Source organism: Actinoallomurus sp. CA-142502, from assembly GCF_050936355.1.
Classification (GTDB): domain Bacteria; phylum Actinomycetota; class Actinomycetes; order Streptosporangiales; family Streptosporangiaceae; genus Actinoallomurus; species Actinoallomurus iriomotensis.
In genome coordinates, this window is sequence record NZ_JBNJMY010000001.1 from 6,601,430 (window position 1) to 6,614,641 (window position 13,212).

The 13,212-nt window shown below is 72.5% G+C and carries 12 protein-coding genes; 9 read left to right on the plus strand and 3 right to left on the minus strand.

The window, feature by feature from the left end:
- Positions 1–128 precede the first annotated feature (128 nt).
- Positions 129–1,331: an ROK family protein gene (locus ACQEV1_RS31190; RefSeq protein ID WP_433398171.1), complete on the plus strand. Its 1,203-nt coding sequence runs from the start codon at positions 129–131 to the stop codon at positions 1,329–1,331.
- Between the two features lie 140 nt (positions 1,332–1,471).
- On the opposite strand, the gene ACQEV1_RS31195 is transcribed toward ACQEV1_RS31190, so the two are convergent.
- The gene (locus tag ACQEV1_RS31195) at positions 1,472–4,114 is read right to left on the minus strand and encodes a GNAT family N-acetyltransferase (RefSeq protein WP_433398172.1); all 2,643 of its coding nucleotides are present in this window, start codon (positions 4,112–4,114) and stop codon (positions 1,472–1,474) included.
- Between the two features lie 200 nt (positions 4,115–4,314).
- On the opposite strand from ACQEV1_RS31195, the gene ACQEV1_RS31200 reads away from it, so the two are divergent.
- On the plus strand, positions 4,315–4,737 hold the full coding sequence (locus ACQEV1_RS31200; protein ID WP_285622699.1) for an Hsp20/alpha crystallin family protein: 423 nt from the start codon (positions 4,315–4,317) through the stop codon (positions 4,735–4,737).
- 71 nt (positions 4,738–4,808) lie between these two features.
- Here ACQEV1_RS31200 and ACQEV1_RS31205 read toward each other — a convergent pair whose 3' ends face one another.
- Positions 4,809–5,801 carry an Acg family FMN-binding oxidoreductase gene (locus ACQEV1_RS31205; protein ID WP_433398175.1) on the minus strand — a complete coding sequence of 331 codons (993 nt, stop codon included), beginning with the start codon at positions 5,799–5,801 and terminating at the stop codon, positions 4,809–4,811.
- Entirely contained in the window at positions 5,798–6,688 is an 891-nt protein-coding gene (locus tag ACQEV1_RS31210) for a universal stress protein (RefSeq protein WP_433398177.1), read from the minus strand. The genes ACQEV1_RS31205 and ACQEV1_RS31210 overlap by 4 nt, the downstream gene beginning before the upstream one ends.
- A 132-nt stretch (positions 6,689–6,820) precedes the next feature.
- Here ACQEV1_RS31210 and ACQEV1_RS31215 point away from each other — a divergent pair, with 132 nt between their 5' ends.
- Genes ACQEV1_RS31215 through ACQEV1_RS31245 form a run of 7 tightly spaced genes read left to right on the plus strand, consistent with a single transcriptional unit; the run spans position 6,821 to position 12,981 of the window.
- Entirely contained in the window at positions 6,821–7,933 is a 1,113-nt protein-coding gene (locus ACQEV1_RS31215) for a 4Fe-4S dicluster domain-containing protein (protein ID WP_285571826.1), read from the plus strand.
- The gene (locus ACQEV1_RS31220; protein WP_285622706.1) at positions 7,926–8,405 is read left to right on the plus strand and encodes a cyclic nucleotide-binding domain-containing protein; all 480 of its coding nucleotides are present in this window, start codon (positions 7,926–7,928) and stop codon (positions 8,403–8,405) included. Before ACQEV1_RS31215 ends, ACQEV1_RS31220 begins: the two co-directional genes overlap by 8 nt.
- Before the next feature lie 5 nt (positions 8,406–8,410).
- Complete coding sequence (locus ACQEV1_RS31225; protein WP_433406013.1) at positions 8,411–9,202, plus strand: FAD/NAD(P)-binding protein; 792 nt, start codon at positions 8,411–8,413, stop codon at positions 9,200–9,202.
- A gap of 14 nt (positions 9,203–9,216) precedes the next feature.
- Positions 9,217–9,975, plus strand: coding sequence for an oxidoreductase (locus tag ACQEV1_RS31230; protein ID WP_285622709.1), 759 nt, complete (start codon positions 9,217–9,219; stop codon positions 9,973–9,975).
- Entirely contained in the window at positions 9,962–11,254 is a 1,293-nt protein-coding gene (locus tag ACQEV1_RS31235) for a Ni/Fe hydrogenase subunit alpha (RefSeq protein WP_433398180.1), read from the plus strand. Before ACQEV1_RS31230 ends, ACQEV1_RS31235 begins: the two co-directional genes overlap by 14 nt.
- The gene (locus tag ACQEV1_RS31240) at positions 11,251–11,691 is read left to right on the plus strand and encodes a hydrogenase maturation protease (RefSeq protein WP_433398182.1); all 441 of its coding nucleotides are present in this window, start codon (positions 11,251–11,253) and stop codon (positions 11,689–11,691) included. The genes ACQEV1_RS31235 and ACQEV1_RS31240 overlap by 4 nt, the downstream gene beginning before the upstream one ends.
- 51 nt (positions 11,692–11,742) lie before the next feature.
- Positions 11,743–12,981 (plus strand): IS701 family transposase, encoded by a 1,239-nt coding sequence (locus ACQEV1_RS31245; protein WP_433398183.1) that lies wholly within the window; start codon positions 11,743–11,745, stop codon positions 12,979–12,981.
- Positions 12,982–13,212: the final 231 nt, after the last annotated feature.

Below are 13,212 nucleotides of genomic sequence, written 5' to 3' on the forward strand. Positions count from 1 at the left end.
CCGGGGGATTTCCGCGAAGTTAAAACGGTATTTCTGTCGTGTCAATGGACTTGGCAGTGCCGAATCTGGCCGTATTATGCAGAGAACATGACAGAATTAATCGAACCCCCGTGCGCGGTGAGGACACCATGAGCCCAGCGAGAGCACGGTCCGGGCCGAGGTCGCACCGCGCGTACAACCTCGACCGCGTGGTCGCGGCGGTGCGTGAGCGCGGGGCGGTCACCCGGGCGGACCTCGAACGGATGACCGAGCTGTCCCGCGCGACCGTGGCCGCGCTCGTCGCGCGGCTCATCGACGACGGCACCCTGCGAGAGCTGCCCCCGGACGGACAGGGGGACACGGCCACCGGTCCGGGCCGACCGCCGGCCCGGCTGGCGCTGACCGAGTCGGCGGGGCTCGTCTCCGGCATGGCCTTCGGCCACGGCGACCTCCGCGTCGCCGTGGCGACGTTGTCGGGCGAGGTCCTCGCCGAGCGGCATGTGGGGCTCGCGGTGGACAACTCCGTGGCCGCGGCCCTCGACACCGCCGCCGACGAATTCAGCGCGGTATTGCGCGAAATCGGCCACGTGGCGGAAGACGTCAGCAACGTCGTCGTCGGCCTGCCGGCCCCGCTCGACCGGCGCACCGGCCGGGTGGTGGTCAACAACATCCTGCCCGGATGGGTCGACCTGGATCCGGCCGGCGGTCTGGAAGAACGCATCGGCCGGCCGGTGTTCCCGGAGAACGCCGTCAACCTCGGTGCCATCGGCGAGATGACCTACGGAGCGGGCACCGGCCTGCACGACCTGGTGTTCGTCAAGGTCTCCACCGGCGTCGGCGCGGGACTGATCTTCGACGGGCGCCTGTACCGGGGCGCCAGCGGCTACGCGGGCGAACTGGGGCACGTTCAGGTCGAGGCGAACGGGCTGCTGTGCCGGTGCGGCAGCCGTGGCTGCCTGGAGACGCTGGTCTCGACACCGCACATCATCGCCGCCCTGCAGCCGATGCACGCGGAGCCGCTCACGACCGCCGACGTGGTCCGGCTGCTCGCGGCGGAGGACTCCGGGGCCGTACGTGTCGTCGGCGACGCCGGCCGCACGATCGGCCGGTCGCTGGCCGACATGTGCAACGTGCTCGACCCGGAGGTGGTCATCGTCGGCGGCGAGCTCAGCCGGCCGGACGGCGCGCTCGCCGACGGCATCCGTGAGGCGATCGCGCGCTACGCCCAGCCGGGGGTGGCACGGACGGTGACCGTGACGACCGGGACGCTGGAGAACCGGGCCGAGCTCCTGGGCGGGATCGCCCTCGCCGTCCAGCGAGCGGGCGACCCGGCCCGGGCCGCGCTGGGATGATCTGCCGCCCGGACCGTGGAGCGGCCGTGAGGCCCGGCCCCGTCCGGGCCCGGGCGTCGACGGACCGACGATCTTCCGGTGCTTGCTCGGGCGGTCGCCCGTCCGCGTGCGTGTCGGGCCTCGGCGTGGGGGGCTCAGAGTCAGCGGAGACGGCGCAGGTGGGGGTCCCAGCGGCGCTGCGGCAGGACGTGGATCCGGGCGTCGACGGCGATGACGCCGTCCGGGCGGGCGATGATCGGGTTGAGGTCGATCTCGGCGATCTCCGGGTGGTCGTCGGCGAGACGGGACAGCCGGAGCAGGGTGTCCTCCAGTGCCGCGGTGTCGACGGCCGGCGCTCCGCGGTGGCCGAAGAGGAGCGGCGCACCGCGGATGGAGCGGATCAGCTCGGCGGCGTCCAGGTCGGTCAGCGGGGTGAGCCGCGCGGAGCGGTCCCCGAGCACGTCGGTGGTCACGCCGCCGAGGCCGAAGACGACGAGCGGGCCGAAAACGGGTTCCTGGACGACGCCGCACAGGACCTCCACGCCCGTACGGGCCATCCGCTGGACGAGCACGCCGCGGAGCCGGTCGCCGAACAGGTGCACGAACCGCGTGTAGGCGTGCCGTACGTCCTGTTCGCCGTGTAGGTCCAGTGCGACGGCGCCCGCGTCGCTCTTGTGCACGAGCCCGGGTACGTGGGCCTTGAGCGCGACATGGCCGTACAGCCCGGCCGCGGCACGTACGGCCTCATCGGCCGACGAGGCCCGGCGCCACTCGATCACGGGTATGCCGTAGGCGGTCAGCACGTCCATGCAATCGGCCGGTGAGAGCCAGTCCCCCTCCGGCGATCGGGCGAGCGCGTCCTGGATGATCCGTGCCACTGGAGGAGCCGTGATCGCGCCCAGGTCCGGCTCGCGTCCCTGGGGACGGTCGAGCCATCGGCGGTAGGACCAGGCGCGGGCGACGGCGCGCGCGGCGTGTTCGGGGAACGCGTACGAGGGGACGCGGCGTCCGCCCGGCCCGGGCCGGGCGCGGACGGTCTCGTCCTGGCCCAGGACGACCGCCGCCAGGGGACGCGCGGTGCCGCCGGTGGTGACCGCGGAGACGAGGTCGGAGGCCGCCGTGGGCACCACGATGGCGATCACCGCGTCGACCTCGGGGTCGGCGGCGACGATGTCCAGGCAGCGGGTGAACCGGCCCGGGTCGATGGCCGCGGTGGTGTCGACCGGACCGGCGCATGCGGCTCCCGGTGGGAGCAGCCCCGTCAGCTCCCGTACGGTCGCGTCGCCGAGGCCGGCGGCGGTCAGTCCGGCGTCGGCGCAGGCGTCGGCGGCCAGGACGCCCGCCCCGCCCGCGTTCGAGACGACCGCGACGCGAGGCCCGGCCGGCAGCGGCTGGTGGGCGAGCAGCGTGGCGGTGTCAAGGAGCTCGCCGAGGCCCGCGGCGGCGATGACGCCGGCCTGCTGGAACAGCGCCTCCTGCGTGACGGCGGGTGTGGCCGCCGCGGCGGTGTGGGAGGCCGCCGCCCGGTGGCCGGCCGCGGAGCGTCCCGCGACGACGGTGAGCAGCGGCATCCGGCGGCCGAGGCGCCGGGCGGTCCGGGAGAACTTGCGCGGGTTGCCGAAGGACTCCAGGTACAGGACGCCCAGCCGGGTGGCGGGGTCGGACTCCCACCACAGCAGCAGGTCGTTGCTGCTGACGTCGTACTTGTCGCCGGTCGAGACGAAGGTCGAGACCCCGATGTGCAGGCGCGACAGGTGGTCGCGCAGGGCGATGCCGATGCCGCCCGACTGGACGACGACCCCGGCGCGGCCGGCGTTCGCCGCGCGCGCGGCGAACGTCGCGTCGAGCCGTACGGCGGTGTTGGCGATGCCGAAGCAGTTGGGCCCGACGAGCCGCATGCCGTACCGGCGGCAGGTGCCGGGCAACGCGCTCCCGTGCAGGCCCGAAGTGATCACCACGAGTGATCGCACGCCGCGGCGCCCGCATTCCTCGGCGACCTCGGTGATCGCGCCCGGCGGTGTCGCGATCACCGCGAGGTCGGGGCCCTCGGGCAGCGCGGACACCGAGGGGAAGCACGGGACACCCGCGAGCTCCCGGCCCGCGTTCGGGTTGACCGCGTAGACCCGGCCGCCGAAACCGCCGGCGAGGAGGTTGCGGAGGATCGCCCGGCCGACGGACCCGGCCCGGCGGCCGGCGCCCACGACCGCGACGGACGCCGGGCACAGCAGGTGACGCAGGCTCTCGACGTCGGCGAGCCGTTCGCGCTCGGCGACGGCGTCGAGGTACGTCCCGTCCCCGGTCAGCGGGATCGTCACCTCGACGACCCCGTTCACGGTGCGGCGCTCGACCGGCAGGCCCGCGCAGGCGAACACCCGCGACATCGCGACGTTCTGGGCCAGGGTCTCGGCGCGGAACGCGACGAGGCCGCGGGATCGGGCCAGCGAGACGAGATGCTCCAGCAGCAGGGTGCCCACGCCGCGGTTGTGCATCCTGTCGGCGACGGCGAGCGCGATCTCCGCCTCGCCGGCCGTCGCGGTGCGGTCGTACTCGCCGACCCCGATGAGCTCGCCGGCGAGCCAGGCGCCGAGCACCGCGTGATCGGGACCGGGTTCCCGGCACAGGCGCGCCGCCACCTCGTCGGCGATCCGCGGGCTGATCCCGAAGAACCGGAGATAGAGGTTCTCCGGTGACATGTCGCGATGAAGTTTGTGAACGGCGTCGAGATCGCCCGGCAGCACCTCACGGATCGCCACCGCCGTGCCGTCCGTGAGCAGCGCGTAGACCGGGGCCGCCGGCTCCACCATGTCTCCCAGCATCGATCCGCGGCAGGTTCCGGGCAGCGGGCCGAGGTCACCCCCGCACAGGACCTTCGGTCCCTCCGCGCACACCGGACTCAGGGGACGCCGCGTCGGGACGGAAGTCCCGCGTCCGCGGGAAGACCGCCTCTACACCGCGCGCCGGTCATCGGACGGAATGGGAGAGCAGGCGAGCTGAGGAGGAGACGATGAGTGTGCCGGCCCGCAGAGAGACCAGGGGAATGTTCCCCGACCTGTTCGACCTGTTCGAGATGCCGCTCACGGCCCTGCGCCCGTTCACCGGCCAGACCGGTCAGGCCATCCGGGTGGAGGACGCCATCGAGGACGACCGGTACGTCGTCCGAGCCGAGATGCCCGGCATCGATCCGGAGAAGGACCTGGAGATCAGCGTGTCGCGCGGCGTGCTGACCATTCGCGCCGAACGCCAGGAGTCGCGGGAGGGACGGCGCCACTCCGAGTTCCGCTACGGCTCCTACGAGCGGCACATCCGGCTCCCGGAGAACATCAGGGAAGACGAGATCAAGGCCACCTACGACCAGGGCATCGTGACCATCACGATGCCGCTCCAGGAGCAGAAGGAGGCCACCCGGCGGGTGCCCGTCGAACGTTGATCCCCCGCCGCAAGGACGCGAACGCCGTTCCGGTCCACACGGCGTTCGCGTCCGCCTCGGAACCGCCCGGCTCACGGCTCGGGGCGGATGAGCTCCTCGGGCGGCCGCCGGACGCTCCTCCCCTCCCTCTCGGCGACGCCCAGTCTCATGATCGTCTGCGGATGCGCGCCGTCGCAGAAGCGGGCGCGGATCAACTCGCGCAGCTCCGGGATCTCCAGCGCCTGGGTGTGGAACGCCGCGGAGACGCCGTCCTGCGCGGCGCGCAGCAGCACGTGTTGCAGCGCCTGCCCGGCCTCGAGCCACGCGCCACGCTCGTCCGTCCTCGTCGTCAGCAGGGCCACCACCCCCGCCGCGCCGTGCCGTTCGCCGGCAGGGAGACCCCAGCCGTGGCCCCGTGCGAAGTCGCGCTGCGCGAACGGCGGATCCGTGCGCCCGGGGTCGTGCGGGTAGGCGTCCTCGTGCACGCCGTCCCGCCGGCGGCTGCCGGGACGCGGCGCCCAGCGGGCCATCTCGGCGCAGTAGTCCGGGTTCTGGCGCAGCAGTTGCTCGGCGACCTCGGTGAGGGCGCCGAGCGCGATCCTCGCCCGCGGGTCCGCGACGACACGGAGCGCGGCGTTCTCGTCGAGGGCGCAGGTACGGAGCGCCTGCAGCAGCCCGGCCGGCAGTCCCTCGGGCCGGAAGCCGCCACGGTGGGTGCGGCGGCGCCGGATCTGGTCGTACATCCGGTTCTCCTCCTCGCCGGCCGGCCGGGCCGGTCCCAGCGTCACGTCGGCGATCAGCCCGGGCCGGTCCGGGTCGGACGCCATCCGTACCTGCGGGCTGTGGCCGAGACGGCGGGCCGCGAGGCGGAGCGTGCACAGCGCCGCGCCGCAGCTCATCAGCATCTCCCGGCCGTCCGGGTCCGCCACGTTCAGCCGGCGTTCGGGGTCGGCGTGCAGGGTCACGGTCGAGCCTCGCGTGCCGAACCACCAGGGCTGGGTGTTGTGCACCGACGGCGCCCACGCGGCGGCGTCGACGAGGAAGTGCGCGGTGTCCTGTTCGGACACGGCATGGGTGACGTTCATGATTCCTCCTGCCGGGACACGGGCCGCACCACGGCCACGGGGCAGTGCGCGGAGTGCAGCACCGCGTGGCCCACGGAGCCGAGCAGCAGACCGGGGAACCCTCCGCGCCCGCGCGAGCCGACCACGAGAAGGTCCGAACGCGCCGAGGCACCCGCCAGGATCCGGGCCGGGCGGCCGTGCACCGCCTCGCCGCACACCTCCACGTCCGGGAACTCGGCCCGCCAGGCCGCCAGGGACTCGTCGAGCGCCCGGCCCTGCTCGTCGCCGACCACGGCCGGGTCGTAGACCAGCGGCTCCATGTCGCCCGGTCCCGCCGAGCCGGGATGCGACCAGACATGGATCGCGTGGAGGCGCGCCTTCCGCATGGCCGCCTCCTCGAACGCGAAGCGGATGGCCGGGCCTTCCGTCTCACCCCGGTCCATCCCCACGGTCACCTCGTGCCATGGGACGTGCTCCGCCTCGCGTACGACCACGGCGGGCACGGGCGCGTGCGTGGCGACCTGCAGAGCCGTGGAGCCGATCGCCAGCCGGGCGGCCAGGCCGGTCCCGTGGGCGCCGACCACGACGAGCGACGCGGTACGCGCCCGTTCCAGCAGGACCCGGGCGGGCGAGCCGGCCTTGAGCTCGCCCTCGACGGGCAGGCCGGGGCAACGCTCGCGGGCGGCGGAGACGGCCGCCTCGAGCACGTCCCGGCCGCGCGCGATCACGTCCTCCGGTACGACCCCGGTCTCCGGATCGATCGGCGTGCCGTACAGCCAGGGCACGGTGTGGATGACGTGCAGGGTGTGGTCGCGGAGCGCCGCCTCGTCGGCCGCCCACGCGACCGCGGACATGCCGCGGTCCGATCCGTCGGTGCCCACGACGACGACCGCCGGGATGTGCCGCATCACCGCCTCCTCCATTCACAAGACTCGCTTGCGTCGCGGCACGTCGTGAGTGTCGAACGGCCTGGGGTCAGGGGACCTTCGCCCCGTACGGGACGCCGGCCGCAGCGGTCACTCTGAGCAAGGGGGATGACCATGCCGTGGATCCTGGACGGCCTCGCCGATCTGCACGGCGCGCTGCGCGCCGACGGCTACACCGTGATCGGCCCGACGTATCGCGACGGGGCGATCGTCCTCGCCGAGCTCGCGTCGGCCGACGATCTCCCCTACGGCTGGGGCGTCACTCTCGAACCGGGCGGATACCGCACCCGCCGCCGCGAGGACGACGCGGCGTTCGCCCACTCCGCGGGGCCCCAGTCCTGGAAGCCGTTCCTGCACCCGCCGCGCGTGAAGCTGTGGGAGGGCCGGCGCACCGAGGACGGCGGCTTCTCGATCGAGACCGAGGAAGAGACCCCACCGCGCTACGCCTTTCTCGGGGTCCGCCCCTGCGACCTGCGGGCGATCGGCGTGCTGGACCACGTGATGATCGGCGGCGCGCACCCCGACGAGGCGTACGGCGCGCGCCGTACCGGCGCGTTCATCATCGCGGTCAACTGCACCGAGCCCGGCGAGACCTGCTTCTGCGCGTCCATGGGCACCGGCCCGCGCGCGGACACGGGTTACGACCTGGTGCTCACCGAGCTGATCGGCGAAGGACGGTTCCTCGCCGAGGTCGGCACCGGCGCGGGCGCCGCGCTGCTCGACCGGATCCCCCGCGAGGAGGCGGACGAGGCCGTGACGGAGGGGGCGCTGGCCGAGGTCGCGGCCGCCGCCGACCGGATGGGCCGGGAGATGCCCGAACCCGAGGGACTGCGGGACCTGCTGGCCGGCAGCCTGGACGCGGCCCGCTGGGACGACGTCGCCTCCCGCTGCCTGACCTGCGGCAACTGCACGATGGTCTGCCCGACGTGCTTCTGCACGACCGTCGAGGACGTCACCGACCTGACCGGCGAGCACGCCGAACGCCGGCAGCGCTGGGACTCCTGCTTCGATCTGGACTTCTCCCACCTGCCCGGCGGAAGCGTGCGCACCTCCGGCAAGAGCCGCTACCGCCAGTGGCTGACGCACAAGCTGGGCACCTGGCACGACCAGTTCGGCTCCTCCGGCTGTGTCGGATGTGGCCGCTGCATCGTGTGGTGTCCCGTCGGCATCGACCTGACCGAGGAGGTCGCCGCCCTGCGCGAAGAGCAGGAGGAACGGCGTGACTGAGCGTCTGTCCGGATCTCTTCTCGCCGCTCACGGGCTCTTCCGGGGCATGCCGGCGCACCACCTGGACCGGCTGGCGTCGGTGGCCAGGGCCGAGGACCTGCCCGCGGGTCATCGTCTCTTCGACGAGGGCGGCCCGGCCGACCGGTTCTGGTTGATCCGGTCCGGTCGCGTCGTGCTCGACCTCCACGTGCCCGGGCGCGGCGACCTGATCATCGAGTCGCTCGGACCCGGGACGGTGCTGGGCTGGTCCTGGCTCTTCCCGCCCTACGAGTGGAGGTTCGGGGCCGTCGCGGCCGAGCCGGTCCGCGCCATCGTGTTCGACGCCACGGCCGTACGGGTCGGGTGCGCCGCCGATCCGGCGCTCGGGTACGAGCTGACCCGCCGGTTCGCCGCGGTCATGCTCGACCGGCTGCAGAACACCCGCATGCGCCTTCTCGACCTGTACGGCGCGCCGGCGGGAGGCCCCTGGTGACCGCGATGACGCCGACGCCGTACCGGGTGGTCTCCCGGCGCGCGGAGACGCACGACACGGTCACCCTCACCCTGGAGCCGTGCGACGCGGCGATCGCGCCGGTCCGGCCCGGGCAGTTCACCATGCTGTACGCCTTCGGCGTCGGGGAGGCGCCCATCTCGGTCAGCGACACCGGGCCGCTCCTCGACCAGACCGTCCGCGACGTCGGCGCGGTCAGCCACGCCCTGACCGTCGCCGGGCCGGGACAGATGATCGGCGTCCGCGGCCCCCTCGGCGTCGGCTGGGGCATCGAGGAGACCACCGGCCGCGACGTCGTCCTCGCCGCGGGCGGCATCGGGCTGGCACCGCTGCGCTCCGCGCTGCTGTACGCCCTGGAGCACCGCGCCTCCTACGGCGACATCACGCTCCTGGTCGGCGCCCGTACGCCCGGGGACCTGCTGTACGCCGCCGAAATGGCGGACTGGCGCGGGCTAGGGGTACGGGTCGAGGTGACCGTCGACCGGGCGCACTCGGGCTGGGACGGGCAGGTCGGCCTGATCACCACGCTCGTCTCCCACCTCGACGCCGCGCCGGACGCCGTGGCGTTCGTCTGCGGACCGGAGATCATGATGCGCCTCACCGCGCGGGAACTCCTCGCCCAGGGGATCGATGACGTCCGGATCTCCCTGGAACGGAACATGCGCTGCGGAATCGGCTGGTGCGGTCACTGCCAGCTCGGCCCGTGGCTGCTCTGCCGCGACGGTCCGGTCGTGCCCTACCGCGACGCCGCGCCGCTGCTCAGTGTGAGGGAACTCTAGGAAGGGAGCCGACGGTGCCTCCCAAGCTGGCCGTGTGGAAGTTCGCCTCGTGCGACGGCTGCCAGCTCAGCCTCCTCGACTGCGAGGACGAGTTGCTGACGCTCGCCGGCGAAGTCGAGATCTCCCATTTCCTGGAGGCCTCCTCCATGATCGCGCCCGGACCGTACGACGTCTCGCTGGTCGAGGGATCCATCTCCACACCCGCCGACGCCGAACGCATCAGGCACATCCGGCGCGTCTCCCGGCGGCTGGTCACGATCGGGGCCTGCGCCACCGCGGGCGGCATCCAGGCCCTGCGGAACTACGCCGACACCGAGGAGTACCGCTCGGTCGTCTACGCCAAGCCCGAGTACGTCGCGACGCTCGCCGGCTCCACCCCGATCTCCGCGCACGTTCCGGTCGACTTCGAGCTGCGCGGCTGCCCGATCGACCGGAGCCAGCTGCTGGAGGTGATCTCGGCCTACCTCGCCGGCCGCAGGCCCGGCATCCCCGACCACCCGGTCTGCTTCGAGTGCAAGATGCGCGGCACCGTCTGTGTGATGGTCGCCCACGGCACCCCGTGCCTGGGACCGGTGACCCACACCGGCTGCGGTGCGATCTGCCCGGCGTACGGGCGCGGCTGCTATGGCTGCTTCGGCCCCGCGACCAGGCCGAACCTGGGTTCGCTGAAGACGTGGCTGGGCAGTATCGGCATGTCACGCCCGGACGTGGACCGGGCGTTCGCCACCTTCAACGTCGCCGCGTTCGAGGAGCAGCCGGATGACCCACCGTGAGCGCACCTTACGGGTGGGCGCCCTGGCACGCGTCGAGGGCCAGGGCGCGATGTACGTGCGGGCCCGCGACGGCCGGGTCGAGGAGGTCCGGCTCGACATCTATGAGCCGCCGCGGTTCTTCGAGGCGTTCCTGCGCGGCCGCGCCCACACCGAACCGCCCGACATCACCGCCCGGATCTGCGGGATCTGCCCGGTCGCGTACCAGATGAGCGCGTGCCGGGCCATCGAGGCCGCCTGCGGCGTCACCCTCAGCGAACCCCTGGAGGCGCTGCGGCGCCTGCTGTACTGCGGCGAGTGGATCGAGAGCCACACCCTGCACATCTACCTGCTGCACGCCCCGGACTTCCTCGGTTACCCCGGCGCCGTGGAGATGGCGCGGGACCACCGGCACGTCGTCGAACGCGGCCTCGCGCTGAAGAAGGCCGGAAACACGATCATGGAACTGATCGGCGGCCGGCCCATCCACCCGATCAACGTCCGGGTCGGCGGCTTCTACCGCGCACCCACCCGAGCGGAGCTCGCCGCGCTGACCGGCCCGCTGCGCCGCGCCCTCGACGACGCCCTCGCCACGGTCGAGTGGGTGGCCGGCTTCGACATGCCCGACGACCGGCTCGACCACGAGTTCCTGGCCCTGACCGCCGACGTGTACCCGATCGAGGGCGGCGTGCCGCGCACCACCGGCGGACGGACGTTCGAGGTCGCCGACTTCGAAGACCACATCATCGAGGAGCAGGTGCCCCACTCCACGGCCCTGCACGCCCGTCTCGCCGGAGGCGGCCGTTACCTGACCGGCCCCCTGGCGCGGTACGCGCTCAACCGGGATCGGCTGTCGCCGCTCGCCCGCGACGCCGCCCGCGCGGCGGGCCTCGGACCGGTGTGCCGCAATCCCTTCCAGAGCATCGTCGTACGCGCCGTCGAGGTCGTCTACGCGGTCGAGGAGGCACTGCGGCTCATCGATGCGTACCGGCCGCCGCCGGACCCGTACGTCGCCGTACCGCCGCGCGCCGGCATCGGACGCGGGGCGACGGAGGCGCCGCGAGGAGTGCTGTTCCACCGCTATGAGCTCGACCCCGCCGGCCTGATCGGTTCGGCGCGCATCGTGCCGCCGACCTCGCAGAACCAGGCGGCGATCGAGGACGACATGCGCGCCGTGGTGCAGGCGCGCCTCGACCTGGACGACGCGGCGCTGACGGCCGTCTGTGAACGGGCGATCCGCAACTACGACCCGTGCATCTCCTGCGCGACGCACTTCCTCGACCTGACCGTGGAGCGCTCGTGATCGTCATCGGCGTCGGCAACGAGCTCCGCCGCGACGACGGCGCCGGGCCGGCCGTCGTCGAGGAGCTGCGGAGCCGGCCGCTGGAGGGGGCGACCCTGGCGGTCTCCGACGGAGAGCCGAGCCGCCTCCTCGACCTGTGGGCGGGCGCGGACCTCGCCGTGGTGGTCGACGCCGTGCCGTCCACCGGCGAACCCGGCCGCGTCCGCGAACTCGGCACCGTGGGCGACGTCGCGTCGGGCACGAGCAGCCACGCTCTGGGCCTCGGCGTCGCGACACGGCTGGGCGAGGCCCTCGGCCGGATGCCCGCCGCGCTGCGGATCTACCTCATCGAGGGCGCCGACTTCGGCTTCGGCGACGGCCTGAGCCCACGGGTCGTACGGGCCGTGACCGAGGTCGCCGACCGCATCACGGCGCTCAGCCGCGAAGCCCGTTGTTAGGTCCCTAGTAGTGCTTTGTTACGTTTGTGATCTTGGTTGCGATGATCGTGTGTGAGGTCTGGGGAGGTTGCCGCGGTCCGGTCGCGGTTGGAGGAGTTCGCGGCGGAGGTGTTCGCGGGGTTGCCGCGGTCGGATCAGCGTGCGACCGGTGGGTTGTATGTGCGGGGTTTGTTGCTGGATGGGCAGCGTAAGTCGATGCAGCCGATGGCGGAGCGGCTGGGGGTGGATCATCAGCGGTTGCAGCAGTTCATGACGTCTTCGACGTGGGATTTTGTGGGGGTGCGGCGTCGGTTGGCGGCCCGGGTCGAGCAGGTGGTGGCGTTGGTGGCGTGGGTGATCGATGACACCGGGTTCCCCAAGTACGGTTCATCCTCGCCGGGGGTGGCCCGGCAGTATTCGGGCACGTTGGGCAAGGTCGCCAGTTGTCAGATCGGGGTGAGCGTGCACGCGGTCACCGACGATGCTTCAGCGCCGTTGGACTGGCGGTTGTTCATCCCCGAGTGCTGGGACGATGCCTGCACCGACGATCCGGCCGTGGCCGAGGAGATCAAAGGCAGGCGCACGCGGTCGAGTATCCCGGCTGCCGAGCGGAACCGGCCGAAGTGGCGGTTGGCGATCGAGATGCTGGACGAACTACGCGGCTGGGGCTTGGAGACACCGGTGATCTGCGCGGACGCCGGTTACGGCGACAACGCTGTGTTCCGGGCCGCGCTGGCCGAGCGTGGCTTGGGTTACATCGTTCAGGTCAAGGGCACCTGCACCGCCCATGCCGCCGACGCCGTTCCTGAACTGCTGCCCTCTAAGGGCAAGGGCTGGCGTGGCCTGCCGCGTTATCGCACCAGGCCGGTCTCGTTGCGGGAGCATGTGCTGGCCGCCGGCCGCACCAGCGCTCAGCGGATCTGCTGGCGCCAAGGTTCCAAAGGCGAGTTGGCCGGTGACTTCATCGCGCTGCGCGTCCGCCCGGCCGGACGCAAACCTCGCTACGCCCCCGACGGCACCTTGGCCCAAGCCTGGCTGATCGCCCAGTGGCCGGCGGATGAGGACGAGCCGGTCAAGTATTGGCTGTCGAACCTGCCCGCCGAGACCTCACTGGCTGATCTGGTCCGGTTGGGAAAGATCCGCTGGCGGATCGAACACGACTACCGCGAACTCAAAACCGGTCTGGGCCTGGACCACTACGAAGGACGCTCCTGGAGAGGCTGGAACCGCCACGTCACCCTCGTGACCGCCGCCCACCTGTTCCTCACAACCCTGCGCCTGACCAGCCCAAAAGCAGCCGGGGCAGCCTGACCCTCTACAAGATCGTCCGCGAGCTCCAAGCTCTGCTCGCCACCTGGACAGGCCACTGCCCCACCTGCCAACAACCCCTCGCCTTACCCACCTAACAAAGCACTACTAGGCGGCGGGATCGGGTTCGGCGGTCAGCTCGGCGGGGCCGACCGCGAGCACCGATGGTCGTCTCCGCTGGCCGGTCATGCCATCTCCCACGTTAGATGACCGGGCGTCATCCTCCTGGCGGAC

Bases quoted from the DNA above. Each gene is read 5' to 3' on its own strand.
- ACQEV1_RS31190 (WP_433398171.1), top strand. From the start codon at position 129: ATGAGCCCAGCGAGAGCACGGTCCGGGCCGAGGTCGCACCGCGCGTAC.
- ACQEV1_RS31205 (WP_433398175.1), bottom strand. From the start codon at position 5,801: ATGAACGTCACCCATGCCGTGTCCGAACAGGACACCGCGCACTTCCTC.
- ACQEV1_RS31215 (WP_285571826.1), top strand. From the start codon at position 6,821: ATGCCGTGGATCCTGGACGGCCTCGCCGATCTGCACGGCGCGCTGCGC.
- ACQEV1_RS31195 (WP_433398172.1), bottom strand. From the start codon at position 4,114: ATGGTGGAGCCGGCGGCCCCGGTCTACGCGCTGCTCACGGACGGCACG.
- ACQEV1_RS31200 (WP_285622699.1), top strand. From the start codon at position 4,315: ATGAGTGTGCCGGCCCGCAGAGAGACCAGGGGAATGTTCCCCGACCTG.
- ACQEV1_RS31210 (WP_433398177.1), bottom strand. From the start codon at position 6,688: ATGCGGCACATCCCGGCGGTCGTCGTCGTGGGCACCGACGGATCGGAC.
- ACQEV1_RS31225 (WP_433406013.1), top strand. From the start codon at position 8,411: ATGACGCCGACGCCGTACCGGGTGGTCTCCCGGCGCGCGGAGACGCAC.
- ACQEV1_RS31235 (WP_433398180.1), top strand. From the start codon at position 9,962: ATGACCCACCGTGAGCGCACCTTACGGGTGGGCGCCCTGGCACGCGTC.